The sequence below is a fragment of the Streptomyces sp. AK02-01A genome (genome assembly GCF_033795305.1).
Taxonomy (GTDB): domain Bacteria; phylum Actinomycetota; class Actinomycetes; order Streptomycetales; family Streptomycetaceae; genus Streptomyces.
On sequence record NZ_JARBAE010000007.1, the window covers coordinates 19449 to 44201 of the forward strand.

The window sequence follows — 24753 nt, forward strand, 5'->3', positions numbered from 1 at the left end:
AGACGAAACGCCCCGGCCGTACGGCCGGGGCGTCGTCGGTGGCTCAGTCCTCCTCCAGGCGGATGGACTTCTGGCCCTGCCGCACCGTGGCGCCCGGCGCCTTGGCCTCCACCAGATAGGTCCCGGGGCCGACCGCCCGCGTCGGCGCCTTGGCGCACTGCGGCGCACTCTGCTTGCGGTCCCACTGGACGGTGCGGGTGATCGTGCCGCCCGCCGGCACCTCCAGCAGCAGCGCGTCGGTCTTCGGGCAGTCCTTGGAGGACCAGACCTGGTCGTCGTCGGTGTCGGTGACCGTCAGCACCACGGCCTTGGGTCCGAAGTCCGCCTTGCAGGCGGTGCTGGAGGTGTTCGTGGCGATCACCCGGAACGCGGGCTTCTCGCCCGGCTCGTAGGCGACCTTCGTCGTGTCCAGACGCAGGGTGAGAAAGCCGGGAACGCAGTTGGGAAGGCCGGAGCCGACCGGCACCTGACGGCCCGAGGTGCTGCTGCCGCCGCCGCTCGCCGCCCCGCCGTCGGCCGCGCCGCCTCCGGCTGACTCGCCGTCCGTACCGCCCGGACCGGCGCCGTCCGTGCCGCCGGAACCCGCGCCGCCCGCGCCGCCGGTGTCGGCCGGGTCGCCGTTCTTGCCGTCGTCGTCGCCGGTACCGGCGTTGTCCTCGCCGGACCCGCCCGACTCGTCACGGCCGCCGGGCTGTTCGCTGATGGCGGGCCCCGACCCGGACGGCCCGGGAGTGATCGAGGTCGCGGGATTGGCGCCGTCGGAGGTGTCGCCGCCCTTTTTACCGCCACCCCCGCCGGAACTGACGACCCATACGACCGCCAGCGCGAGCAGCGCGAGCAGCGTCGCCGCTACTGCTCTCCGTCGCCAGTAGATGGGAGAGGGAAGCGGCCCGACCGGATTGCGCAAAGATCCCACGGCGCAAACTCTACGAGAGATCGGCGCCAACTCCCGACCCACATGCCGCCCATCTTCGCAAGTTTTAGCGATCATCATCTCGGCTCGACTTGCGAAGTACTCGTCGTCGTGGTTCCACCGGCCCGATCGGCGCCGCCGGAGGTGTCCCGCGGGCTCCCGCCTCCTCCCGCCGCGCGACAACCTCCGGCGTACCCCCGCACGCTGCACGGTCCGCACGCCTGAACGTGCCAGGATCGGTGATGCCATGACTGCTATCTCCGCGAATTCAGCTTCCACGACTTCTACGGCCGCCGGTGATCCGGCCGCCCTTCACACCCCTGTCATCGCGTGGTTCGAATCGAACGCCCGCGATCTGCCCTGGCGCCGTCCCGAGGCCGGTGCCTGGGGTGTGATGGTCAGCGAGTTCATGCTCCAGCAGACCCCGGTGAACCGAGTGCTCCCGGTGTACGAGCAGTGGCTCGCCCGCTGGCCCCGCCCCGCCGACCTGGCCGCCGAGACCCCGGGCGAGGCGGTCCGCGCCTGGGGCCGGCTCGGCTACCCGCGCCGTGCCCTGCGGCTGCACGGGGCCGCGCAGGCGATAACGGAGCGGTACGGCGGAGACGTACCGCGCGAGCACTCTCAGTTGCTCGCGCTGCCCGGCATCGGTGAGTACACGGCCGCGGCGGTGGCGTCGTTCGCCTACGGACAGCGCCATGCCGTGCTCGACACGAATGTGCGCCGTGTGTTCGCGCGCGCCGTCACCGGCATCCAGTACCCGCCGAACGCGACCACGGCCGCCGAGCGCAAGCTGGCCCGGGCGCTGCTGCCCGCGGACGAGCGGACCGCGGCGCGCTGGGCCGCCTCCTCCATGGAACTGGGCGCGCTGGTCTGCACCGCGAAGAACGAGAGCTGCGCGCGCTGTCCGATCGCCACCCGGTGTGCCTGGCGGCTGGCCGGAAAGCCGGCGCACGACGGTCCGCAGCGGCGCGGCCAGACCTATGCCGGTACCGACCGCCAGGTGCGGGGCAGGCTGCTCGCCGTCCTGCGCGAGGCGGTCGCGCCGGTGCCGCAGCGCGCGCTGGACGCGGTGTGGGACGAGCCGGTGCAGCGGGCCAGGGCCCTCGACGGACTGGTCGCCGACGGACTGGTCGAACCGCTGGACAACGGCGTCTACCGGCTGCCGAGCTGACCCGGCGGTCTCCGGGCCCTCGCCCGGCCGTTACACAACCGATGGACAGCCGTGCGTCCGCCGACGGCTGTCCCGCACAACTCCGTGACAAGCGCTCCGTAATTTCACTGCGGTAAGCGAATGGCTGGTTGGTCACGGGGTCGGAGGCGGTTGGCATGGCGCAGGGCGAGGTGCTCGGATTCGAGGAGTACGTACGTACCCGGCAGGAGGCTCTGCTGCGGAGCGCCCGGCGCCTCGTGCCCGACCCGGTGGACGCGCAGGACCTGTTGCAGACCGCTCTGGCCCGGACGTACGGCCGCTGGGACGGCATCGCCGACAAGTCCCTCGCCGACGCCTATCTGCGCCGCGTCATGATCAACACGCGTACGGAGTGGTGGCGCGCGCGCAAGCTCGACGAGATCCCCACCGAGCAGTTGCCCGACGCGCGCGTCGAGGACGGCACCGAGCAGCGCGCCGACCGCGCCCTGTTGATGGATGTCCTGGGTGTACTGGCTCCCAAGCAGCGCAGTGTGGTGGTGCTGCGACACTGGGAGCAGATGAGTACGGACGAGACGGCCGCGGCGCTCGGAATGTCAGCGGGTACGGTCAAGAGCACGCTGCACCGCGCGCTGGCCCGGCTCCGTCAGGAGCTGGAGAGCCGGGAGCAGGACGCCCACGCGTCGGAGCAGCCGGGTTTGCGTCAGGACGGGAGTGACGGTCGGGGCGGTCGTGACAATCACGGCGGCAGCGGCGGTCGTGAGGAGCGGGGGCGGGAGAGGTGCGCGGCCTGACAGGCCCCGACCGGTCGGGGGGCGGATCTCGTGCGGCGCGTGGTTCGGCGGTGGCCGGGCTCGCCGCTCTCGGCCTGCTCGCGGCCGCGTGCTCGACAGGAGGCACCGGAGCCAGGGACGAGGGCGCCGCGCTGACCGCGCCGGTGGAGCGGACCCTGCCCACCTCGGCGGCGTCGGCGGCGCCGTCCGCCAGGACCGTCGACCCGGTACGGCTGCTCAGGCAGGACCCGGCGGTCAGCACCAGGATCAAGGAAGGTCTCCGGCCGTGCGACGAGGACACCTATCCGGTGGACACCTCGTACGGGAATCTCACCGGCGGCTCCGTGCCCGATGTGGTGGTCAATGTGATGACCTGCGGTGACGCCATCGGCATCGGGACGTATGTGTACCGGGAGAAGAACAAGGAGTACACGAGCGTCTTCGCGACCGAGGAGCCCGCGGTGTACGCCACGATCGACCGCGGCGAGCTGGTCGTCACTCAGCAGGTGTACGCGAAGGGCGACCCGGTCTCGTATCCCTCCGGCGAGGACGTGGTCACATACAGCTGGGGCGGCGGCAAGTTCACCGAGCGCTACCGGGTGCGCAACACGTACAGCAGAGCGGTGGGCAACGGGGACGGGATCAGCCCCGAACCGACCGCGCCGAGCGAGAAGTGAGAGGCGCGGGATGGCCGAGACCCATGTCCTGTTCGTCGAGGACGACGATGTCATCCGCGAAGCCACTCAGCTCGCGCTGGAGCGCGACGGCTTCCTGGTCACCGCCATGCCGGACGGACTCTCCGGCCTCGCGGCGTTCCGCTCGGACCAGCCGGACATCGCGCTGCTCGATGTGATGGTGCCGGGCCTCGACGGCGTCAGCCTCTGCCGGCGGATCCGCGACGAGTCGACCGTGCCCGTGATCATGCTGTCGGCGCGCGCCGACTCGATCGATGTGGTGCTCGGCCTGGAGGCCGGCGCGGACGACTATGTGACCAAGCCCTTCGACGGGGCCGTGCTGGTCGCCCGGATCCGGGCCGTACTGCGCCGCTTCGGACACGCGGGCCGGCCGGCCGGAGAGCCGGGCGGACAGGAGCGGCCCGACAACCGCGGTGTGCTGTCCTTCGGCGATGTGGAGATCGACACGGAGGGCATGGAGGTGCGCAGGAGCGGCGCACCGGTGGCGCTGACCCCGACGGAGATGCGGCTGCTGCTGGAGTTCTCCTCCGCGCCCGGCACCGTGCTCTCCCGCGACACGCTGCTGGAGCGGGTCTGGGACTACGGCTGGGGCGGTGACACCCGGGTGGTCGACGTCCATGTGCAGCGGCTGCGCACCAAGATCGGACAGGACCGGATCGATACGGTCCGCGGCTTCGGTTACAAACTCAAGGCATGAGGCGGCTCGCTCTGCGCACCGGCGTCAGATGGAAGATCAGCATCGCGATCGCGGCGGTCGGTGCGCTGGTCGCGGTGGCGCTGAGTCTGGTGGTGCACAACGCGGCCCGGGTCTCCATGCTCGACAACGCGCGCGAGGTGCAGCTTGAACGGCTGCTGTTCGCCCAGCGCGTCTTCGACTCCACCAAGGAGCCCAAGTTCGGCACGAAGATCAATGACGCCGCGCTGCCGCACGATCTCCAGGAGAAGATGAGGCTCGGCCGGCGCGCGACCTATGTGCAGGAGAACGCCGACGGTGTGCCGGACGTCTGGGCGGCGGTCCCGCTGGGCAACGGCACGGTGCTCTCGCTGCACGACCGGAGCACCGACCACAGCACCACGATCATGAAGGATCTGGACCGGGCTCTGATCATCGGCTCGGTCGTGGTGGTCTTCGGCGGCTGCGCCCTGGGCGTGCTGATCGGCGGCCAGCTCTCCCGACGGCTGCGCCGGGCCGCCGCGGCGGCGGGCCGGGTCGCGCACGGCAATACGGACGTACGGGTCGGCGACGCCATCGGCGGAGTCGTACGCGACGAGACGGACGAGCTGGCCCGCGCCGTGGACGCGCTCACCGACGCGCTGAACGAGCGGATCGAGGCGGAGCGCCGGGTCACCGCGGACATCGCCCATGAGCTGCGGACTCCGGTCACCGGCCTGCTCACGGCGGCCGAGCTGCTGCCGCCGGGACGCCCCACCGAGCTGGTACGGGACCGGGCGCAGGCCATGCGGACCCTCGTCGAGGACGTGCTGGAGGTGGCGCGGCTGGACAGCGCGTCCGAGCGGGCCGAGCTCCAGGAGATCGCGCTCGGTGATTTCGTCGAGCGGCGGGTCGCCGCGCTGGACCCGGAGATCAGGATCCAGGTGGTGCACGAGTCCTGGGTCAGCACCGATCCGCGCCGGCTGGAACGCATCCTGGGCAATCTGCTGGCCAACGCCGCCAAGCACGGCGGGACACCGGTCGAGATCACGGTCGAGGGCCGGGTGGTACGGGTGCGCGACCACGGTCCCGGCTTTCCCGAGGCGCTGCTGCGCGAGGGTCCGAGCCGGTTCCGTACGGGCGCGAGCGACCGGGCGGGACACGGCCACGGCCTGGGCCTGACCATCGCGGCCGGCCAGGCACGTGTCCTCGGGGCGCGGCTGACCTTCCGGAACGCGGGGCCGGAGGGCGCGGCGGGACCGGAGGGCACGGGTGGTGCGATCGCGGTCCTCTGGCTCCCGGAACAGGCCCCGACCACGACCGGCAGCTTCCCGATCCTCAAGCTCCCGCGCCAGGCCTGAGGGCTGTCCCGTCATCGCCGACGACAACGGCCCCCGGCGCGCATGGCTGCGCCGGGGGCCGCGGTGCCGGGTCCTGGTGGGCCGGGAGGTGGAGCGGTGGTCAGGCGGACTGCGGAATCTTGCTGTCGGCCGCCGGGGCCGCCTCGGCGGCGGGCCGCGGCCCGGCGCCCCGCAGCGGGACCTCCTTGACGAAGAAGGCCGCGACGAAGCCGATCACCGCGACCGCCGCGCCCAGCGTGAAGGCCGCGTGCGTACCGGACGACACCGCGTGCTGGTACGCCTCACGCACCACGTCCGGCAGCTTGGCCAGGCTCGCGGCGTCGAGCTGCGCGGACTGCTGGGTCGCGGCCCCGCCGCCCAGCGCGCTCATCTCGTCCTGCACCCGGCTGGTGAACAGCGCGCCCATGATGGCGACACCGAACGAGCTGCCGAGCGTACGGAAGAGGGTGGTCGAGGAGGAAGCGACACCCATGTCCTTCATCTCGACGCTGTTCTGCGCGACGAGCATGGTGATCTGCATCAGGAAGCCCATACCGGCGCCCAGGACCGCCATATAGATCCCGGAGGTCAGCCGCGAGGTGCCGGTGTCCATCTGAGCGAGCAGGAAGAGGCCGACGACCATCAGCCCGCCGCCCATGATCGGGAAGATCTTGTACTTTCCGCTGTTGGTGGTGACGCGGCCCGCGATCAGCGAGACGACCATCATCGACAGCAGCATCGGCAGAAGCAGCAGACCGGAGTTGGTGGCCGAGGCGCCCTGTACGGACTGCTGGTACAAGGGAAGGAACAGCACCGCGCCGAACATCACGAAGCCGGTCAGAAAGCCGATCACCGACATCAGCGTGAAGTTGCGGTTCCGGAAGATGTGCAGCGGAATGATCGGCTCGGGTGCCTTGGTCTGCACGTAGATGAAGCCCACCAGCGCGACGACGCCGATCGCGATCAGCTCCATGATCCGCGCGGAGCTCCAGGCGTACTCCGTACCACCCCAGGTGGTGACCAGCACGATCGAGGTGATACCGACGGTCAGCAGCGCGGCACCGAGATAGTCGACCTTGACCTGTGACCGGTCCTTGGCGGGCAGGTGCAGGACGACGGTGATCATGGCGAGGGCCACCGCGCCCAGCGGCAGATTGATGTAGAAGCTCCAGCGCCAGCCCAGGTGGTCGGTGATGGTGCCGCCGACCAGCGGCCCGCCGATCATGGCGAGCGCCATCACGCCGGCCATCATGCCCTGGTACTTACCGCGCTCGCGGGGCGGAATGAGATCACCGATGATCGCCATGACGCCGACCATCAGACCGCCCGCGCCCAGGCCCTGGACGGCCCGGAAGCCGATGAGCTGGCCCATGTCCTGGGCCATGCCGCTGAGTGCCGATCCGATCAGGAAGATCACGATCGACGCGAGGAAGACGCCCTTGCGCCCGTAGATGTCGCCGAGCTTGCCCCAGATCGGGGTCGAGGCGGCGGTCGCCAGGGTGTACGCGGTGACCACCCAGGACAGATGTGCCAGGCCTCCCAGCTCACCGACGATCGTCGGCATCGCCGTACCGACGATCATATTGTCCAGCATGGCCAGCAGCATCGCGATCATCAGCGCGAGCAGCACCACTCGTACGCTGCGTGCTTGCGGCTCGGCCTTCTCGGCCTTGCCCGTTTTTCCCATCGCCTGCGCGGTCGAACTCATCTTCCCCACTCCCCTGCACTCCCCTGGCACTTACTTGCCGCCCGGCAAGTTGACTACACTGGGGAAAGTAGACCCTTTACTTGCCGGGCGTCAAGTAAGTTATCTCGGGAGAGCACCCATGGGCAGCACACAGCACCCGCGGCGGGGCAACACTCGTCAGCGCATCCAGGACATCGCCCTGGAGCTCTTCGCCGAGCAGGGATACGAGAAGACATCGCTGCGGGAGATCGCCGAGCGGCTGGAGGTCACCAAGGCGGCGCTGTACTACCACTTCAAGACCAAGGAAGACATCCTGATCAGCCTCTTCCAGGATCTGACCCGCCCACTCGACGAGCTGATCGTCTGGGGCAGAAGCCAGCCGCACACCCTGGAGACCAAGCAGGAGATCCTGCGCCGCTACAGCGACGCGCTGGCGGGTGCGACCCCGCTGTTCCGCTTCATGCAGGAGAACCAGGCGACGGTCCGTGATCTGAGCATCGGCGAGACCTTCAAGGGACGCATGCTCGACATGCTCGAACTGATCCAGGAGCCGGACGCGTCCATGAAGAACCGCGTCCGCTGCGCCAGCGCGCTCTTCACCATGCACGCCGGAGTGTTCGCCCTGAAGGACGTCGAAGGAGACCCCGAGGAGAAGCGTCAAGCCATCCTTGAGGTCTCCATCGATCTGATGAGCCAGGCTCACCGGGTCACACCTTGACGCCCATGTCGTGCAGGAACGGCACGGGGTTGATCGCCGAGCCGTAGTTCGGAGTGTTGCGGATCTCGAAGTGCAGGTGCGGGCCGGTCGAGTTGCCGGTGTTGCCGGAAAGCGCGATCCGCTGGTCCGTCTTGACGTACTCCCCTACGTACACCTTGACCTTCGACAGGTGCGCGTACTGCGAGTACGTCCCGTTCTTGTGCTTGATCACGATCGCGTTGCCGTACGCGGGGCCGTCACCGGCGCCGTTCGGACCGGCCTTGACCACGGTGCCGCTGTGCGCGGCGTGGACGGCGGTGCCGATCGGCACCGCGAAGTCCTGGCCGGAGTGCTTGTGCGCCCACCGGTTGCCGCCTATGCCGAAGCCCGCACTGAGCCTGTAGTGGTTGACCGGGTCGGTCCAGGAGGCGGCCTTCTTGGCATTCGCCTTGGCCTTGGCCTTCGCGGCCTTGACCTTGGCCTGTTTCGCCTTCACCTTCTTGAGGTGGGCGTCATGGGCCTTCGCCGCGGCCCCCGCCTGCGCGGCGGCCTGCTTCTGGACGGCCGCCGCGGCCGAGGCGCCCGCCGAGGTGCTGACCGGAGCGGCGGGCACGCCGCCGCTGGTCGCGGCCAACGCGGCCCCGCCGCCGCACGCCATGGACACTCCGAGTCCGGCGGCGACGACGCCGGCCCGGCTACGCAGGACGGCCGGGCGGGGCAGACGGGACAGGTTGCGCAGCGACATACGGGAAACCTCCGGATGTGAATGGACCCGGCGCATGGACGCCGGGCTGGCCACACCTTGGTAACCCGAACCCCATCCCATGCCAAAACACCTATCTACGACAATCCGTCGTAGGGATCTTCGCGTTAATCCACCCCCAGACCATCCACCACACCCTGGCGCGGAGCGTGAAAAATAGACCGATTTGTACTGGTTTAACCCCATGTGGAGTACCGCAGAGCCAGAGATCTGACCTGCGACTGAGGCATCCGAGGCATCGAGCGGAACAAGAGCGCCGCGACAGTTCGGCCGAGACACCGGCGAACACGCAGGTTTCCCACTATTCCGACTAGTAGGGTGATATGGGCATGTGCGCCTTGTCACGGCCGCCGGGCCGGAATGCCTTCCGATTCAGGACCAAAGTCCCGGCCCGACCAGGGCCCGCCGACAGCTCCTGCCGTATCCGGCGCGGCGACCGGCCCCGCGCTCCGGCGCGCACCACATCACGTACCGAGCCCGGCGCCTGTCCTGCGACCGCCGCTCATACGTTCGCCGCTCCTGCGTTCGCCGCTCATACGTTCGCCGCTCATACGGAACGCCTGAGCCCGGATCCGCGGGCCTTTCGCGGACCGGAACGGCCAAGAGGCCGGAGACGGCCCAGCGGGCCGGAAACGGCGGCACACAGCCGCAGACGGAAAAGGAGCTGCCCCGGACCGTACGAAACGGTCCGGGGCAGCCCCTCGGTCATTCAGCCCGCGTGGCGCGGGCCTTCGGAGCCCGTCACACGTCCTTCGTCAGGTTCGGGCCGCCGCCGGCCGCCTGCTCGATCGGAGGCGCGTCCGGCAGAGCCGACTTCTCCTCGCCGCGGAAGGTGAACTTCTTCGCCTCACCCTCGCCCTCGGTGTCCACGACCACGATGTGACCGGGACGCAGCTCACCGAAGAGGATCTTCTCGGAGAGCATGTCCTCGATCTCGCGCTGAATCGTCCGGCGCAGCGGCCGGGCGCCCAGCACGGGGTCGTAGCCCTTCTTGGCGAGGAGCGACTTGGCGGCCGGGCTGAGCTCAAGGCCCATGTCCCGGTCCTTCAGACGCTCGTCCACCTTGGCGACCATGAGGTCGACGATCTGGATGATGTCTTCCTCGGTGAGCTGGTGGAAGACCACCGTGTCGTCGACACGGTTGAGGAACTCCGGCCGGAAGTGCTGCTTGAGCTCTTCGTTGACCTTGTTCTTCATCCGCTCGTAGCTGCTCTTGGCGTCGCCCTGAGCGGCGAAGCCCAGGTTGAACCCCTTCGAGATGTCCCGGGTCCCGAGGTTGGTCGTCATGATGATGACCGTGTTCTTGAAGTCCACGACCCGGCCCTGGGAGTCGGTCAGCCGACCGTCTTCCAGGATCTGGAGAAGGGAATTGAAGATATCGGGGTGGGCCTTCTCGACCTCGTCGAAGAGGACGACGGAGAACGGCTTCCGGCGCACCTTCTCGGTGAGCTGGCCGCCCTCTTCGTAACCCACGTATCCGGGCGGAGAACCGAAGAGACGGGAAACCGTGTGCTTCTCGCTGAACTCCGACATGTCGAGGGCGATCAGCGCGTCCTCGTCGCCGAAGAGGAACTCGGCGAGCGTCTTGGAGAGCTCCGTCTTACCGACACCGGACGGACCGGCGAAGATGAACGAGCCACCGGGACGCTTGGGGTCCTTCAGACCCGCTCGCGTACGACGGATCGCCTGCGAGAGCGCCTTGATGGCGTCCTTCTGGCCGATGACGCGCTTGTGGAGCTCGTCCTCCATGCGGAGCAGCCGCGAGGACTCCTCCTCGGTGAGCTTGAAGACCGGGATGCCCGTGGCGGTCGCCAGGACCTCGGCGATCAGCTCCTCGTCCACCTCGGCGACGACGTCCATGTCGCCGGCCTTCCACTCCTTCTCCCGCTTGGTCTTCGCGGCCAGGAGCTGCTTCTCCTTGTCACGGAGAGACGCTGCCTTCTCGAAGTCCTGGGAGTCGATCGCCGACTCCTTGTCGCGGCGGACGCCCGCGATCTTCTCGTCGAACTCACGGAGGTCCGGCGGCGCGGTCATCCGGCGGATCCGCATCCGGGAGCCGGCCTCGTCGATCAGGTCGATCGCCTTGTCCGGCAGGAAGCGGTCCGAGATGTAGCGGTCGGCGAGCGTCGCGGCGGCGACCAGCGCGGAGTCCGTGATGGACACGCGGTGGTGCGCCTCGTAACGGTCGCGCAGACCCTTCAGGATCTCGATCGTGTGCGGCAGCGACGGCTCCGCGACCTGGATGGGCTGGAAACGGCGCTCAAGGGCCGCGTCCTTCTCCAGGTGCTTGCGGTACTCGTCCAGGGTCGTCGCACCGATGGTCTGCAGCTCGCCACGGGCCAGCATCGGCTTGAGGATGCTGGCGGCGTCGATCGCGCCCTCGGCGGCGCCCGCACCCACCAGGGTGTGGAGCTCGTCGATGAACAGGATGATGTCGCCGCGAGTGCGGATCTCCTTCAGGACCTTCTTCAGCCGCTCCTCGAAGTCACCGCGGTAGCGGGAACCGGCGACGAGCGCGCCGAGGTCGAGGGTGTAGAGGTGCTTGTCCTTGAGGGTTTCGGGCACCTCGCCCTTGACGATGGCCTGAGCCAGTCCCTCGACGACCGCCGTCTTGCCGACGCCGGGCTCGCCGATGAGGACCGGGTTGTTCTTCGTACGGCGGGACAGCACCTGCATGACCCGCTCGATCTCCTTCTCGCGCCCGATGACCGGGTCGAGTTTGGACTCACGAGCGGCCTGGGTGAGATTCCGGCCGAACTGGTCGAGGACCAGGGACGTGGAGGGCGTGCCCTCGGCAGGACCGCCGGCTGTGGCGGCCTCCTTGCCCTGGTAGCCGGAGAGCAACTGGATGACCTGCTGCCGCACCCGGTTGAGATCGGCGCCCAGCTTCACGAGGACCTGGGCGGCGACACCCTCGCCCTCGCGGATGAGGCCGAGCAGGATGTGCTCCGTGCCGATGTAGTTGTGGCCAAGCTGAAGAGCCTCGCGGAGCGACAGCTCCAGGACCTTCTTGGCGCGAGGGGTGAAGGGGATGTGACCGGACGGAGCCTGCTGCCCCTGCCCGATGATCTCCTCCACCTGCTGGCGGACCGCCTCGAGCGAAATCCCGAGGCTCTCCAGGGCCTTAGCGGCGACACCCTCACCCTCGTGGATAAGGCCCAGGAGGATGTGCTCGGTGCCGATGTAGTTGTGGTTGAGCATCCGGGCTTCTTCCTGAGCCAGGACGACAACCCGCCGCGCGCGGTCGGTGAACCTCTCGAACATCGTTAATCGCTCCTCAGAGCGGTCAGGCAGTAAAGGGGTCGGTCCCCTCCCTGTCCTTCCGCAGCTTAGTCCCGCAAGCGGGGACCGCTCATTCCAACTGCCGACACCTGTCCCAGGCCTCCATGCCCCGAACGCCGGACAACAGCTCCAACCCGATGGTGCGAGACGATGTTCCCGCAGGCCAGGCAGATACCCTCACCATCAGTACGCCGATGGCGAACGTGAGACGCCCGAAACCGCGTGTCGCCCCTTCCCACTAGGAATGTCTTACCCGTAAGCAGTGACACTCCATGCGGCGCACCCCGGTTCACTCAGCTACGGGCGAACATCCTTGCGTTCCCGAAAGTGCCCCGGCGCCCCCTGAACCGGCACTCCGCGCAACGGAGGACCGACACAGCGTAACTCCGCGCCCTCCCGGGGAGTTTCTCCGGGCATGGTCTTCACTGTCCCGCCTCCCCGCGCCCCGCTCGACGACGGCTGCGCGCAGTGGTACGAGAACGAACTCGGCTGGGCGACGGTGCCCGGACCGCCGGTCCAGCTCGTGACCGGGCTCCGCTTCGATGTGCTGGAGCTGCCCGCCGACGCGGGCGCGGCCGTGCTGCGACGGATCGGCCCGACGGGGCCTGTGGCGCGCTGCGGGCGGCGGATGCGGCTGCTGGTGGCCGCCGGGAGCGCGGACGAGCTGCCGGGGCTGCTCGACTGGCTCGAATGGGGCGGGATCACGCTCGGTCTGACCGCCGCCGGTGTGGACGGGAGGATGACAGCCCCCGCGCCACCGGGCCTGCCCCGCACCAGCGCGCAGGGGGCCGCCGTATGGCTGCGACCCCCCAAGCCTGGACGCGAGGTGGAGCCGACACTGCCCGCGCTCACCCCGTTCGGGCGCGGAATCGGTACCGGGGGCAGTGGTGGGGATACCCCCGATCTCGTACGGCTCGTGGACGCGGCGGCGACTGAGTGCCACCGGGTCCGGTTGCTGCGCGGAAATACGCTCCGTACGAATGCTCAGCCGTTGGCCTTCTCGTAGGCTTCGCGGATCTCGGCGGGAACACGGCCGCGGTCGTTGACGCTGTAGCCGTTCTCCTTGGCCCACTTGCGGATTTCCGCGGTGTCCTTGTTCCCGCCCGCGGCGACACGGCCCTTGCCGCGTCCGCCGGCCGCGCGGCCACCGGTACGCCGGCCACTCTTCGCGTACGGATCGAGCAGACCCCGGAGCTTGTCCGCATTGGCGGTAGTGAGGTCGATCTCGTAGGTCTTGCCGTCAAGAGCGAACGTCACGGTCTCGTCCGCCTCGCCGCCGTCGAGGTCATCGACAAGAAGGACCTGAACCTTCTGTGCCACCGGATTTCCTTTCATCGAAAATGCAGTACGCGGAAAGGAAACCGCTTTTCTCAGGAAAACACAAACCCCCGGCAGAGGTTCAGTCTCTCAAGAACACGGGAAACGTGCGCGATTCGGACATAGAGCTCTGGTGGCTTCCGGCGATCACAGGTGCAGAAGCATCCGGCTGTTGCCCAAGGTGTTCGGCTTCACCCGTTCGAGACCAAGGAACTCGGCAACACCCTCGTCATAGGAACGGAGCAGCTCCCTGTAGACATCTCCGTCAACCGGCGTCTCACCGATCTCCACGAAGCCGCGCTTCGCGAAGAACTCGACTTCGAAGGTGAGGCAGAATACGCGCCGCACTCCGAGCCATCGGGCCGTCTCCAGCAGCTTGTCCAGCAGTTGATGGCCCGCGCCCACGCCTCTGACCGCGGGATCCACGGCGAGTGTGCGCACTTCGGCGAGGTCTTCCCACATCACATGCAAGGCGCCGCAGCCGATGACGGCCGCGTCCTCGTCGCGTTCCGCGACCCAGAACTCCTGGATGTCCTCGTAAAGCGTCACCGGCGCTTTGTCGAGCAGGATGCCTTCGCTCACGTAAGGGTCCACGAGACGGCGGAGAGCCGGTACGTCCCTGGTCCTGGCCCGGCGGACTGTGATGGTATTTGCTGAGGCATTGGGAAGCGGAAGCACTGAGGGCATGACAGGACGCTATCGCCCCGCCTCCTCCCGGCCGCCGTCGCCCTCGGCCGGCTCTTCCGCACGGTTGTCCGGCGGGCGGTTGTCTTCCGGCCGGCCGCCTTCCGGCCGGTCACCTTCCGGGCGCTCGTCTTCCTTGTGGTCACCTTCCGGACTGTCCGCGTGAACCAGCCGGACAGCGCCCTCAAGAGACTGGCGCTGCTCGGCCGACATCATGCCGAAGAAGGCGACAAGTGCGGCGGCCGGGTTGTCACTCTTCGACCAGGCTTCGTTCATCAGTGCCGCCGCGTAGGCGGCGCGGGTGGAGACCGCTGTATATCGATAGGCGCGGCCCTCGACTTCCCTGCGCACCCAGCCCTTCTGATGGAGATTGTCCATTACCGTCATGACGGTCGTGTAGGCGATGGACCGTTCCCGTTGAAGGTCTTCGAGGACTTCCCGGACGGTGACCGGACGGTTCCATTGCCAGACGCGCGTCATCACGGCGTCTTCCAGGTCTCCCAATTGGCGGGGCACATCGCCACCATAGTGCGAGATGTCCGTAATGGCCGCTTAATTGCGTAACAAAAGGACGTACGACTGAAATCAGTCGTACGTCCAGGTCATACACGGAAGACGGACGGCCGCCGGTCTTCCGTCGTGAGAGATCAGACGGTGTGGGCGTCCGGAGTACGGTCCGCCTGCTGGGACTCCGCGCGGGCGATCGCCGCGTCGACGGCGGCGTCCTCCTTGGACTTGTTCGGGCCGCCCTGGCTCTTGATGATCGTCCTGACCAGACCGATGAAGAACGCGGCCATCACCACGGGGGGCAGGAGCGCGGATACGTAGTCCATGGCGTCCAGAGTAGCTATCCGGCGGCGAGCCGCTCCGGCGGGGGCGTGGGCCGGCGGCGCGGCGGGAAGACCTCGGACGGCTTGGGCATCGGACGCTCCGGTCCCGGACGCGGCGGCCGGCCCGGGCCGCGGGGCCTCTGCGGCTCCTGGGGCTCCTGCGGTTCCTCCGGCTTCCGGGGCTCCCGCCGCCGCGGCGGCGGGTCGTCGGCGGCGCGCCCGCCGACCAGTGCGAGCAGCCTGGCCGGGGACGCGCGCACGGTGAGACGCGCGCGCACGGACCGCTCCGCGAGCCCTCGGCAGCGGTCGAGCAGGGCCGCCGCGGCCGGATTGCCGCGCAGGGCGCGCAGCGCCGCGAGATCGTCGGGCCCTGGCAGGTAATCGGCGTCCAGGGCGCTGTGGAGCAGCTCCAGATAGCCGGTGACGGAGCCGGGAAGGGCTTCGCGGTACCGGCCGAGATCGGCCAGCAGGAACGCCCGCAGCCGCCCGGCCTCCCGTACCGCTTCATCCACGGACTCGGCGAGCCGCAGGCAGGCCCGGACGTCCTCGTCGGAGAGCGGAGCGGGATGAAGGGCGACGGCGAGGGCGCGTCGGAGCACACACAGCTCGTCAGCACCGAACGCCATGCCGCCGCGGGATCCGTATGGCGTGGGCATGCGGCGACACTACGCGCCAAAGGGACAAAATCCGCTTAACGTCTCCCTTCGGGCGCGGCCCAGGCGCCGAACGGGGGACCGCCCGATACCGGCGGCCTCGGACACCTCCGGACCCGGTGCCGGCGGGCGCCGCCAGGACAGCGGCCGGCCTTTCCGGCCGGCCGCTCCCATGGCCTCACAGCGCGCGAGCCGCCGCCCGCGCGAGCCGTGTCACATGCGCGAGACGTTCCGCTCGTACACCAGGCGCAGGCCGATCAGCGTCAGCCAGGGCTCGTGTTCGTCGATCACGGACGCCTCGCCGAGGACCATGGGCGCGAGTCCGCCGGTCGCGATCACCGTCACCTCTTCCGGGTCCTCGGCCAGCTCGCGGGCCATCCGCGTCACCACACCGTCGACCTGGCCCGCGAAGCCGTACAGAATGCCGGACTGCATCGCCTCGACCGTGTTCTTGCCGATCACGCTGCGCGGCCGGGCCAGTTCGATCTTGCGGAGCTGGGCGCCCTTGACACCGAGCGCCTCGACCGAGATCTCGATACCGGGAGCGATGACACCGCCCGCGTACTCGCCCCGCGCGCTGACCGCGTCGAAGGTCGTCGCCGTACCGAAGTCGACGACGATCGCCGGGCCGCCGTACAGCTCGACCGCCGCGACCGCGTTGATGATGCGGTCGGCGCCGACCTCCTTCGGGTTGTCCACCAGGATCGGCACACCCGTCTTGATGCCCGGCTCCACGAGGACGGCGGGGACGTCGCCGTAGTAGCGGCGGGTCACCTCGCGCAGCTCGTGCAGGACGGAAGGGACCGTCGAGCAGATCGCGATGCCCTCGATGCCGTCACCCAGCTCCTCGCCGAGCAGCGGATGCATCCCCATCAGGCCCTGGAGGAGCACGGCGAGTTCGTCGGCGGTGCGGCGGGCGTCCGTGGAGATACGCCAGTGCTCGACGATGTCCTCGCCGTCGAACAGTCCAAGGACCGTGTGGGTGTTGCCCACATCGATGGTGAGCAGCATCAGGCGGCGACCTCTCGCAGGTCCAGGCCGATGTCAAGGATCCGGGAGGAGTGGGTGAGCGCCCCGACCGCGAGGAAGTCGACACCCGTCTCGGCATACTCCCGGGCGTTGCCGAGGACGAGCCGTCCTGAGGACTCCAGCAGCGCGCGGCCACCGACGAGGGCCACCGCCTCCGCCGTCTCGCCCGGAGTGAAGTTGTCCAGCAGGATCAGATCGGCGCCGGCCTCCAGGACCTCGCGCACCTGGTGGAGCGTGTCCGCCTCCACCTCGATCGCCAGCTCCGGGAAGTGGTTCCGCACGGCCTTGAACGCCTCGGCGACGCCGCCCGCGGCGACCACGTGGTTGTCCTTGACCAGCGCCGCGTCGGAGAGCGACATCCGGTGGTTGACGCCGCCGCCGCAGCGCACCGCGTACTTCTCCAGCGCGCGCAGCCCGGGCGTGGTCTTACGGGTGTCGCGGACCTTGGCCCCGGTGCCTTCGAGCACATCGGCCCAGGCGCGCGTGGCGGTCGCGATACCGGACAGCCGGCACAGCAGATTGAGCGCGCTGCGCTCGGCGGTGAGCAGATCGCGGGTGCGCGCGGTGACGCTCAGCAGCTTCTGGCCGGCCTCGACCCGGTCGCCGTCCGCGACATGCCGCTCGACCTCGAACTCGTCGGTGCAGACGACGGACAGGACGGCCTCGGCGATGTGCAGGCCCGCGACCGTGCCCGCCTCGCGGGCCGTGAAGTCACCGGTGGCGACGGCGTCCTCCGGGACGGTCGCGATCGTCGTCACGTCCACACCGCCGTCGAGGTCCTCCTCGACGGCCACATGCGCGATGTCCTCGACCTGGACCGGGTCCAGGCCCGCGTCGGCCAGGAGCAGCGCGAGGGACGGGTCGAGCCCGCACTCCAGGTCGTCGGGGCCGTACGCCTCCTCGCCGCCACAGCCGCAGCCGTCACCGCAGCCGGCCGCGGCCGGAGCGCCGATCTGGATCAGCGGTACGTCCACGGGCTCGGGGCGCGTTTCTTCTGGCGTGCTCACGGTTAAGGCTCCCTGGGTGCGTCGGCGGCTATGGGTACGTTCACGAGTACGGGGTCCACGGGCGGGAAGGCGGCCGTCGCGGTACGGCGGAGCGCCAGTCCGCGGTCAGGCATCAGACGGACGACGAGATGGCGGCGCCAGTCGGCGTCGTCGCGCTCCGGCCGGTCCTCGCGCCAGTGGCAGCCCCGGGTCTCCTCGCGCTCCAGCGCGGCCGCGACCAGGACACGCGCGACACAGAGGAGGTTCGACGTCTCCCAGGAGTCGACGCCGGGCACGGCCGGTTTACCGGGGCCCTCGCCGTCCCGTCCCGTGGCCCTGGCCGCGTCGGCCTCGGCCTGAAGGGCGTTCAGATGGACGGCCTCCAGCGCCCGGGCGGCCTCTCCCAGGCTCCGGGCCGATCTGAGCACCCCGGCGCCCTCGGACATGATGCGCTGGATGCCGGCGCGCGCGTCGGGCGATATGAGCGGCAGCCGGACGGCGCCGGCGGGCTCCGCCGGACCGCCGCGCGGCACCGCCGCCGGACCCGCCGCGCGATCCGCGGCGATGTCCGCCGCGATGCGCTCCGCGAAGACAAGGCCCTCCAGCAGGGAGTTGGAGGCCAGCCGGTTCGCGCCGTGCACGCCGGTGCAGGCGACCTCTCCGCACGCGTACAGCCCCGGCACGGTCGTCCGGCCGCGCAGATCCGTACGGACTCCGCCCGACGCGTAGTGAGCGGCCGGTGCCACCGGGATCGGCTCGGTGACCGGGTCGATGCCGTGCGCGCGGCAGGCGGACAGGATCGTGGGAAAGCGCTCCTCCCACATCCGCGCGCCGAAGTGCCTGGCGTCCAGATACATGTGGTCGGCGCCCTGCTCCTGCATTCTGCGCGTGATCGCCTTGGCGACGATGTCGCGCGGCGCCAGCTCCGCCAGTTCGTGCTGGTCGCGCATGAAACGGACGCCGTCCGCGTCGACGAGATGGGCGCCCTCGCCGCGTACCGCCTCGGAGACCAGCGGCTGCTGGCCCTCGGACCCGGCGCCGAGGAAGAGCACCGTCGGATGGAACTGCACGAACTCCAGGTCCGAGACCTCCGCGCCCGCCCGCATCGCCAGCGCCACACCGTCACCGGTGGAGACCGCCGGATTGGTCGTCGCGGAAAAGACCTGGCCCATGCCGCCGGTGGCGAGGACCACCGCGGGAGCGTGGACGGCGCCGACGCCGTCGTGCTGTCCCTCGCCCATCACATGGAGCGTGACACCGGACGTACGGCCGTGCTCATCCGTCAGCAGGTCCAGGACCAGCGCGTTCTCGACCGTGCTGAGCGCGGCGTGCCGCACCGCTTCGACCAGGGCGCGGGAGACCTCGGCGCCGGTCGCGTCGCCTCCGGCGTGCGCGATACGGCGGCGGTGGTGGCCGCCCTCCCGGGTGAGCTGGAGCTCACCGGTCGCGGCGGTGTCGAAGTGCGCGCCGGTGCCGATCAGCCGGCGGACGGCCGCCGGGCCCTCGGTGACCAGAGTGCGGACCGCCTCCTCGTCGCACAGGCTGGCGCCCGCGACGAGTGTGTCGTCGAGATGCTGCTCCGGGGTGTCGCCCTCGCCGAGCGCCGCGGCGATCCCGCCCTGCGCCCAGCGGGTGGAGCCGTCGTCGAGCCGGGCCTTGGTGACGACGACCGTACGGAGCCCGGCGGCGGTGCAGCGCAGGGCCGTGGTGAGACCGGCGACGCCGGAACCGACCACGACGACATCGGCGTCGACGGCCCAGCCGGGTGCGGGAGCGGTCAGCCGTATTCCGGTTCCGGTCACTTGGGGGCTCCGAACGTCAGGGTGATGTTGTCGATCAGCCGGGTGGCGCCGACTTTCGCGGCGACAGCGAGGACCGCCTCGCCGGTGTGGTCGTCGGTGACCTCGGTGAAGTCGGCGGGATCGACGAGAGCCAGATAGTCGAGGGCCAGTGGCGGCACCGACCGGGCGGCCTCGTCGAGGACGATCCTGGCCGCGTCCCGTACGGCGTCGGCTCCGCAGGGCCTGGCCGGTGCGGCCGGCTCGCCCGCCGCGGCCACCGCGTGGGTGTCGGCCGCCGCACGGGTCTCGCCGAGAGCGGACAGCGCGGCGGCGCGGGCGCTGGTCACGGGCTCGGACTCGGCGCGGGCCCGCAGCGCGTGCTGGGCACCGAGGCGGTCGCGGGCCGCGAACAGCGCGCCGGAGAGGGCGAGCGCGGTACGGCGCTCGGGCTGGGACAGATACCGGTTGCGGCTGGAGAGCGCGAGACCGTCCTCCTCGCGGACCGTCGGTACGCCGACGATCGCGCAGGAGAAGTTCAGATCGCGGACCATCCGGCGGATCAGAGCGAGCTGCTGGGCGTCCTTGCGGCCGAAGAAGGCCGCGTCGGGCCGGGTGAGATGCAGCAGCTTGGCGACGACGGTGAGCATGCCGTCGAAGTGCCCGGGCCGCGAGGCGCCTTCGAGCCGCTCGCCCATGGGGCCGGCGGCGATCCTGACCTGAGGGACGCCGGAGGGATAGACCTCGTCCACGGACGGCGCGAAGACGGCGTCGGCGCCCGCCTTCTCCGCCACCCGCAGATCGGCTTCGAGCGTGCGCGGATAGCGGTCGAGGTCCTCTCCCGCGCCGAACTGCAGCGGATTGACGAAGACGGTGACCACGACGAAGCCCGTCGGCCCGACATGAGCGCGGGCCGCCCGTACCAGGCTCGCGTGCCCGTCGTGGAGCGCGCCCATGGTCATCACGACGGCAGTACGGCCGGGGCTGGCGCGGCGGTCCAGGAGGCGGTCGAGGTCCGCGCGTTTGGAGGCGAGTTCGAAGCTCATCGGATGGTCTCTGTCTCTGTGTGCGCGGGACGCGCGGTCTCGGTGTGCGCGGTCTCTGTGTGCGCGGGACGGTGCGCGCGATGCGGTGCTCTGTCTCCAAGGATCGCGCCGTCCACGGGAAGCGCGCCGTCTCCCGGGAGCCCGCGCGCGGCCGTGGTCATCGGCCGCCTCCGGCGCCGATGTCCCCGGGGCCGTCCGCGTCCGCGAGGACATCGAGCAGGTCCGCCGCCAGCTCCGGCTTGAGCAGGCCGTACGCGAGCGCCCGGTCCGCGGTCGTACGGGCCATCGCGAGGTAGCCGGCGACGGCTCCGGGCGCGTGCTCGCGCAACTCCGCGACATGCGCGGCGACCGTCCCGGCGTCACCGCGTGCGACGGGCCCGGTGAGTGCGGCGTCGCCGGAGCGCAGCGCATTGTCCAGCGCGGCGCCCAGCAGCGGGCCGAGCATTTTGTCCGGAGCCGCGACCCCGGCCGTACGCAGCAGCTCCATCGCCTGCGCCACCAGCGTGACCAGGTGGTTCGCGCCCAGGGCCAGAGCCGCGTGATACAGCGGACGGGATTCCTCCGCGATCCACTCCGGCTCGCCGCCCATCTCGATGACCAGCGCCTCCGCGGCGAGGCGCAGCTCCTCCGGCGCGGTGACCCCGAAGGAGCAGCCGGCCAGCCGCTGGACGTCCACCGAGTTCCCGGTGAAGGTCATGGCGGGGTGCAGAGCGAGCGGCAGAGCGCCGGCGCGCAGGGCCGGATCCAGGACCTTGACGCCATAACGTCCCGAGGTGTGCACCAGGAGCTGTCCGGGCCGTACGGCGCCGGTCTCGGCGAGCCCCTCGACCAGGCCGGGCAGAGCGTCGTCCGGGACCGTCAGCAGGACCAGATCGGCGCGCGCCAGCACCTCGGCGGGAGTGACCAGCGGGATGTCGGGAAGCAGAGCGGCCGCCCTGCGCACCGAGGCGTCCGAGACTCCGGAGACGGCGACCGGACGGTGCCCGGCGAGCTGGAGGGACGCGGCCAGCGCGGGCCCCACACGACCGGCTCCGACGACACCGACGGTGAGCCGGGCCGGGCGGTCCCGGGGATCGAAGGATTCCTGTGCTGATGCTGGGTTCACTCGGCGGGGCCTTCCGTTCCAGTCCGCGGCGGGTACCGGACGATTTCCCGCCATGCTACGCCAGCGTCCGGCCCCCTATGAGGTTGTCCACAGGCCGTGGGCAGCGGACTGCGGGTGGGCGATGATCTGCCCATGGAAGAGACGAGCGAGCAGGTCGCCGAGGTGTCCGGCGAGACGACGGCGAAGGCACGGGCGCGGGACGAGCGGCGGCGCCGGCTGGCCGCGTGGCGGGCGTCCGAGCGGCAGTTGTGGCGGGCCTCGGCCGATCACCGGCTGGGCGAGCGGCTGGCCGCTCTCGCGGCGGACGCGGAATCCGTCTACGACCTGACCGACTGGACCGACGTCTACGGGGACGGGGTCGTCGCCGCGCTGGAGCGGCGGGTCGCCGCGCTGCTCGGCTTCCCGGCCGCGGCCTTCTTCCCGACCGGCACGATGGCGCAGCAGGTGGCGCTGAGGTGCTGGGCGGGGCGTACGGGCAACAGCACCGTGGCGCTGCATCCGCTCGCCCATCCCGAGGTGCACGAGGGCGGCGCGCTCTCGTCCGTCAGCGGGCTGCGTACGGTTCATCCGACCGGTGAGCCGCGCCTTCCGTCCGCCGAGGAGATCCACGACCTGGCCGATCCCTTCGGCACACTGATGCTGGAGCTGCCGCTCCGGGACGCGGGCTTTGTGCTGCCGTCCTGGGACGAGCTGGTGGCGACCGTGGACGCGGCGCGCGAACGGGACGCGGTGGTGCACTTCGACGGCGCGCGCCTCTGGGAGTGCGTCCCGCACTTCGGACGGCCGCTGGCGGAGATCGCGGGCCTCGCGGACAGCGTGTACGTGTCGTTCTACAAGTCTCTCGACGGTCTGTCCGGAGCCGTGCTCGCCGGCCCGGCCGGGCTGGTCGAGGAGGCCCGGGTCTGGCGCCACCGCTACGGCGGCCAGCTCTTCCAGCAGTATCCGGCGGCCCTGTCCGCCCTGCTGGGCCTGGAACGCGAGCTGCCGCGGCTGCCCGCGTACGTGGCGCACGCGCGGGTGGTGGCGAGGGCGCTCGCCGAGGGCTTCGCGGCGTCCGCGGTGCCATGGTTCCGCGTACATCCGGAACCGCCGCACACCCATCAGTTCCAGGTCTGGCTGCCGTACGCGCCGGAGGTGCTGAACGAAGCGGCGGTCCGGCAGTCGGAGGAGACGAAGGTGACGCTGTTCCGCCGCTGGTTCGCCTCGGGCTCCGGCCCGCCCGGTGTCTCGGTCACCGAGGTCACCGTGGCGGAACCGGGCCTGGAGTGGACGGCGAAGGATGTCCGGGCGGCGGTCGAGGAGTTCGTGAGCCGGGTCGCGGAGGAGCAGGAGTCCGGCGCCTGAGCGGGCCCCTCGGCCGGCGGTCGCGGTGCCGTCCGGCCGGTCAGCCGCCACCGCCGCCGGCCCGTACCAGGCCGGTCTCATAGGCGAGGACGACGACCTGCACACGGTCGCGCAGACCGAGCTTGGTGAGGATCCGGCCGACATGGGTCTTCACGGTCGCCTCGGAGAGCACCAGCCGCCCGGCGATCTCTCCGTTCGACAGACCCTGGGCGACCAGCAGCATCACCTCGCGCTCGCGCTCGGTCAGCCGGTCGACCTCCTTGTGCCGCGGCTTGCCGCCGGTCGGGAGCATGGCGGAGAAGCGGTCCAGCAGCCGTCGTGTGGTCGACGGCGCGACCACGGCGTCACCGCTGTGCACCGACCGGATCGCGTTCAGCAGCTCGCCCGGCGGCACATCCTTGAGCATGAATCCGCTGGCGCCGGCCTTGAGTCCGGAGAAGGCGTACTCGTCCAGATCGAAGGTGGTGAGTATGAGCACCTTCGGCGGATCGGGCTGGGCACAGATCCGGCGGGTCGCCTCGACGCCGTCGAGCCTGGGCATGCGTACATCCATCAGTACGACATCCACGGCGGTGGAGCGGAGGGCGTCGATCGCCTCCGCGCCGTCTCCGGCCTCCGCGACGACCTCCATGTCCGGCTGCGCGGCCAGCACCATACGGAAACCGGTGCGCAGCAGCACCTGGTCGTCGACGAGCATCACGCGGATCGGCATCTGCGGGTCCTCTTCCAGTAGGCCAAGGCTATGGGCCCTGTCTGACAAATGGCGCCGTCCTGTGTCAGACAGGGCCTAGTGTGCGGGCTTCAGCGGCAGCAGCGCGCTGATCCGGAAGCCGCCGCCGGGCCGCGGCCCGGCGTCCAGCGTTCCGCCGACCATGCCGATGCGCTCCCGCATACCGATGAGCCCATGGCCGCGGCCGTCGGCGCCGCCGTCCTCGTACAGCTCGTGGGACGCTCCCCGGCCGTCGTCCTCGACAAGCAGTCCGAGCCCGTCGTCGAAGTAGACCAGCCGCACACTGGCTCCGACGTCCGGACCGCCGTGCTTACGGCTGTTGGTGAGGGCCTCCTGCACGATGCGGTACGCGGTGAGTTCGACCCCGCTGGGCAGCGGCCGCGGAGTGCCCTCGATCTTGAAGTCCACGGCGAGACCGGCCCGGCGCACCTGCTCGACCAGGTCCTCTATCTGACCGACATCGGGCTGCGGCACATACTCGCCGGTCTCCCTGGCGTCGCCGGTGCGCAGTACGCCGAGCAGCCGGCGCATCTCCGCGAGGGCCTGGCGGCCGGTGCTCGAAATGGTCTCCAGGGCCTGTTTGGCCTGGTCCGGCGCGGCGTCCAGCACATAGGCCGCGCCGTCCGCCTGCACCACCATCACCGAGACATTGTGCGCGACGACATCGTGCAGCTCCCGGGCGATCCGGGCGCGTTCGGCGGCGACGGCCACCTTGGCCTGCGCCTCGCGCTCCTTCTCCAGCCGGGTGGCGCGCTCCTCAAGCTGGCTGAAGTAGGCACGGCGGGTGCGCATGGAGTCGCCCAGCACCCACGCGAGCACGAACGGCACGCTCATGACGACGGTGAAGAAGATCCGGCCCGCGGCGCTGGCCTCGTCCACGGGCCAGCGCACCTGCGATATCGGCGCGGCGAACATCCCGCCGATCAGCGCGAGCAGGGACGCCCAGCGCGGTCCGCCCTGCGCGGCCACGGTGTAGATGACGACCAGCATCGCGAAGTCGGCCGGGTTGACCTTGACGTCCAGCGCGACCTGCGCCGCGCCCAGGGCCACCACGAGCAGCAGCGTCTTCTCGGGCGCCAGCCGGCGCAGCGCCACGGACAGGCTGAGCAGCATGACGACGGCCAGGGCCACCAGTCGCGGTCCCACGCCGGTGTTCTCCTCGACGGCCCACAGCAGCGAGAACCCGAAGAGCAGGACAGCCCAGAAGCTGTCGACGCCCGTCGGGTGTCGGCGGAGGAAGTCGTAGAAGAGCTGCACGTAACCCAGCGTAGGGAGGCGGAAAAGGGCGGAGGGTCAACCGGA

The 24753-nt window shown here is 70.2% G+C and carries 24 protein-coding genes; 8 read left to right on the forward strand and 16 right to left on the reverse strand.

Annotated elements, in window-relative coordinates; translation table 11 throughout:
- Positions 1-43 precede the first annotated feature (43 nt).
- The gene (locus PV679_RS09670) at positions 44-916 is read right to left on the reverse strand and encodes a hypothetical protein (RefSeq protein ID WP_319679692.1); all 873 of its coding nucleotides are present in this window, start codon (positions 914-916) and stop codon (positions 44-46) included.
- Between the two features lie 244 nt (positions 917-1160).
- Between PV679_RS09670 and PV679_RS09675 the strand changes: the two genes are divergently transcribed.
- From PV679_RS09675 to cseC, 5 genes are all read left to right on the forward strand, one after another.
- Entirely contained in the window at positions 1161-2084 is a 924-nt protein-coding gene (locus PV679_RS09675) for an A/G-specific adenine glycosylase (RefSeq protein WP_319679693.1), read from the forward strand.
- Between the two features lie 155 nt (positions 2085-2239).
- Entirely contained in the window at positions 2240-2854 is a 615-nt protein-coding gene (locus tag PV679_RS09680) for a SigE family RNA polymerase sigma factor (protein ID WP_319679694.1), read from the forward strand.
- Positions 2855-2904: 50 nt separating this feature from the next.
- Positions 2905-3510, forward strand: a complete 606-nt coding sequence (locus PV679_RS09685) for a hypothetical protein (RefSeq protein WP_319679695.1) — start codon at positions 2905-2907, stop codon at positions 3508-3510.
- A gap of 10 nt (positions 3511-3520) precedes the next feature.
- Positions 3521-4225: a two-component system response regulator CseB gene (gene cseB, locus PV679_RS09690; protein WP_319679696.1), complete on the forward strand. Its 705-nt coding sequence runs from the start codon at positions 3521-3523 to the stop codon at positions 4223-4225.
- Positions 4222-5541 carry a two-component system sensor histidine kinase CseC gene (gene cseC, locus PV679_RS09695; protein ID WP_319679697.1) on the forward strand — a complete coding sequence of 440 codons (1320 nt, stop codon included), beginning with the start codon at positions 4222-4224 and terminating at the stop codon, positions 5539-5541. The genes cseB and cseC overlap by 4 nt, the downstream gene beginning before the upstream one ends.
- Before the next feature lie 100 nt (positions 5542-5641).
- Here the strand turns inward: cseC and PV679_RS09700 are convergent, their stop codons facing one another.
- Positions 5642-7228: an MDR family MFS transporter gene (locus PV679_RS09700; protein ID WP_416069683.1), complete on the reverse strand. Its 1587-nt coding sequence runs from the start codon at positions 7226-7228 to the stop codon at positions 5642-5644.
- 118 nt (positions 7229-7346) lie between these two features.
- Between PV679_RS09700 and PV679_RS09705 the strand changes: the two genes are divergently transcribed.
- Positions 7347-7925 (forward strand): helix-turn-helix domain-containing protein, encoded by a 579-nt coding sequence (locus tag PV679_RS09705; protein ID WP_319679698.1) that lies wholly within the window; start codon positions 7347-7349, stop codon positions 7923-7925.
- Here the strand turns inward: PV679_RS09705 and PV679_RS09710 are convergent.
- A complete protein-coding gene (locus tag PV679_RS09710; protein WP_319679699.1) occupies positions 7915-8649 on the reverse strand; it encodes a M23 family metallopeptidase in 735 nt (244 codons plus the stop codon). The two genes, PV679_RS09705 and PV679_RS09710, sit on opposite strands and share 11 nt — an antisense overlap.
- Before the next feature lie 759 nt (positions 8650-9408).
- Entirely contained in the window at positions 9409-11931 is a 2523-nt protein-coding gene (locus PV679_RS09715; protein WP_319679700.1) for an ATP-dependent Clp protease ATP-binding subunit, read from the reverse strand.
- A gap of 433 nt (positions 11932-12364) precedes the next feature.
- On the opposite strand from PV679_RS09715, the gene PV679_RS09720 reads away from it, so the two are divergent.
- Positions 12365-12955 (forward strand): SCO3374 family protein, encoded by a 591-nt coding sequence (locus PV679_RS09720; RefSeq protein WP_319679701.1) that lies wholly within the window; start codon positions 12365-12367, stop codon positions 12953-12955.
- On the opposite strand, the gene PV679_RS09725 is transcribed toward PV679_RS09720, so the two are convergent.
- The 10 genes from PV679_RS09725 to PV679_RS09770 form a co-directional block, all read right to left on the reverse strand.
- Positions 12934-13269, reverse strand: coding sequence for a histone-like nucleoid-structuring protein Lsr2 (locus PV679_RS09725; RefSeq protein WP_319679702.1), 336 nt, complete (start codon positions 13267-13269; stop codon positions 12934-12936). The genes PV679_RS09720 and PV679_RS09725 overlap by 22 nt on opposite strands.
- 144 nt (positions 13270-13413) lie before the next feature.
- Positions 13414-13953, reverse strand: coding sequence for an amino-acid N-acetyltransferase (locus PV679_RS09730; RefSeq protein ID WP_319679703.1), 540 nt, complete (start codon positions 13951-13953; stop codon positions 13414-13416).
- Between the two features lie 9 nt (positions 13954-13962).
- Positions 13963-14466, reverse strand: coding sequence for a BlaI/MecI/CopY family transcriptional regulator (locus PV679_RS09735; protein WP_319679704.1), 504 nt, complete (start codon positions 14464-14466; stop codon positions 13963-13965).
- Positions 14467-14597: 131 nt separating this feature from the next.
- The gene (locus tag PV679_RS09740; protein WP_319679705.1) at positions 14598-14783 is read right to left on the reverse strand and encodes a hypothetical protein; all 186 of its coding nucleotides are present in this window, start codon (positions 14781-14783) and stop codon (positions 14598-14600) included.
- 14 nt (positions 14784-14797) lie between these two features.
- Positions 14798-15406: a hypothetical protein gene (locus PV679_RS09745; RefSeq protein ID WP_319679867.1), complete on the reverse strand. Its 609-nt coding sequence runs from the start codon at positions 15404-15406 to the stop codon at positions 14798-14800.
- A gap of 240 nt (positions 15407-15646) precedes the next feature.
- A complete protein-coding gene (locus PV679_RS09750; RefSeq protein WP_319679706.1) occupies positions 15647-16444 on the reverse strand; it encodes a type III pantothenate kinase in 798 nt (265 codons plus the stop codon).
- The gene (gene nadC / locus PV679_RS09755; RefSeq protein WP_319679707.1) at positions 16444-17469 is read right to left on the reverse strand and encodes a carboxylating nicotinate-nucleotide diphosphorylase; all 1026 of its coding nucleotides are present in this window, start codon (positions 17467-17469) and stop codon (positions 16444-16446) included. Before nadC ends, PV679_RS09750 begins: the two co-directional genes overlap by 1 nt.
- A 2-nt stretch (positions 17470-17471) precedes the next feature.
- A complete protein-coding gene (locus PV679_RS09760; protein WP_319679708.1) occupies positions 17472-19250 on the reverse strand; it encodes an L-aspartate oxidase in 1779 nt (592 codons plus the stop codon).
- A complete protein-coding gene (panC, locus tag PV679_RS09765; RefSeq protein WP_319679709.1) occupies positions 19247-20272 on the reverse strand; it encodes a pantoate--beta-alanine ligase in 1026 nt (341 codons plus the stop codon). Before panC ends, PV679_RS09760 begins: the two co-directional genes overlap by 4 nt.
- A gap of 157 nt (positions 20273-20429) precedes the next feature.
- Positions 20430-21431, reverse strand: coding sequence for a Rossmann-like and DUF2520 domain-containing protein (locus tag PV679_RS09770; protein WP_416069684.1), 1002 nt, complete (start codon positions 21429-21431; stop codon positions 20430-20432).
- Between the two features lie 78 nt (positions 21432-21509).
- On the opposite strand from PV679_RS09770, the gene PV679_RS09775 reads away from it, so the two are divergent.
- Positions 21510-22721: a threonine aldolase family protein gene (locus PV679_RS09775; RefSeq protein WP_319679711.1), complete on the forward strand. Its 1212-nt coding sequence runs from the start codon at positions 21510-21512 to the stop codon at positions 22719-22721.
- Positions 22722-22761: 40 nt separating this feature from the next.
- Here the strand turns inward: PV679_RS09775 and PV679_RS09780 are convergent, their stop codons facing one another.
- Together PV679_RS09780 and PV679_RS09785 are read right to left on the reverse strand one after the other, a co-directional pair.
- Positions 22762-23433 carry a response regulator transcription factor gene (locus PV679_RS09780; protein ID WP_319679712.1) on the reverse strand — a complete coding sequence of 224 codons (672 nt, stop codon included), beginning with the start codon at positions 23431-23433 and terminating at the stop codon, positions 22762-22764.
- A gap of 75 nt (positions 23434-23508) precedes the next feature.
- On the reverse strand, positions 23509-24708 hold the full coding sequence (locus PV679_RS09785; protein ID WP_319679713.1) for a sensor histidine kinase: 1200 nt from the start codon (positions 24706-24708) through the stop codon (positions 23509-23511).
- Positions 24709-24753: the final 45 nt, after the last annotated feature.

Bases quoted from the DNA above. Each gene is read 5' to 3' on its own strand.
- cseC (WP_319679697.1), top strand. From the start codon at position 4,222: ATGAGGCGGCTCGCTCTGCGCACCGGCGTCAGATGGAAGATCAGCATC.
- PV679_RS09710 (WP_319679699.1), bottom strand. From the start codon at position 8,649: ATGTCGCTGCGCAACCTGTCCCGTCTGCCCCGCCCGGCCGTCCTGCGT.
- PV679_RS09700 (WP_416069683.1), bottom strand. From the start codon at position 7,228: ATGAGTTCGACCGCGCAGGCGATGGGAAAAACGGGCAAGGCCGAGAAG.
- PV679_RS09750 (WP_319679706.1), bottom strand. From the start codon at position 16,444: ATGCTGCTCACCATCGATGTGGGCAACACCCACACGGTCCTTGGACTG.
- PV679_RS09770 (WP_416069684.1), bottom strand. From the start codon at position 21,431: ATGGCGGGAAATCGTCCGGTACCCGCCGCGGACTGGAACGGAAGGCCC.
- cseB (WP_319679696.1), top strand. From the start codon at position 3,521: ATGGCCGAGACCCATGTCCTGTTCGTCGAGGACGACGATGTCATCCGC.
- panC (WP_319679709.1), bottom strand. From the start codon at position 20,272: ATGAGCTTCGAACTCGCCTCCAAACGCGCGGACCTCGACCGCCTCCTG.
- PV679_RS09730 (WP_319679703.1), bottom strand. From the start codon at position 13,953: ATGCCCTCAGTGCTTCCGCTTCCCAATGCCTCAGCAAATACCATCACA.
- PV679_RS09680 (WP_319679694.1), top strand. From the start codon at position 2,240: ATGGCGCAGGGCGAGGTGCTCGGATTCGAGGAGTACGTACGTACCCGG.
- PV679_RS09780 (WP_319679712.1), bottom strand. From the start codon at position 23,433: ATGCCGATCCGCGTGATGCTCGTCGACGACCAGGTGCTGCTGCGCACC.
- PV679_RS09715 (WP_319679700.1), bottom strand. From the start codon at position 11,931: ATGTTCGAGAGGTTCACCGACCGCGCGCGGCGGGTTGTCGTCCTGGCT.
- PV679_RS09720 (WP_319679701.1), top strand. From the start codon at position 12,365: ATGGTCTTCACTGTCCCGCCTCCCCGCGCCCCGCTCGACGACGGCTGC.
- PV679_RS09705 (WP_319679698.1), top strand. From the start codon at position 7,347: ATGGGCAGCACACAGCACCCGCGGCGGGGCAACACTCGTCAGCGCATC.
- PV679_RS09675 (WP_319679693.1), top strand. From the start codon at position 1,161: ATGACTGCTATCTCCGCGAATTCAGCTTCCACGACTTCTACGGCCGCC.
- PV679_RS09775 (WP_319679711.1), top strand. From the start codon at position 21,510: ATGGAAGAGACGAGCGAGCAGGTCGCCGAGGTGTCCGGCGAGACGACG.
- PV679_RS09745 (WP_319679867.1), bottom strand. From the start codon at position 15,406: ATGGCGTTCGGTGCTGACGAGCTGTGTGTGCTCCGACGCGCCCTCGCC.
- PV679_RS09740 (WP_319679705.1), bottom strand. From the start codon at position 14,783: ATGGACTACGTATCCGCGCTCCTGCCCCCCGTGGTGATGGCCGCGTTC.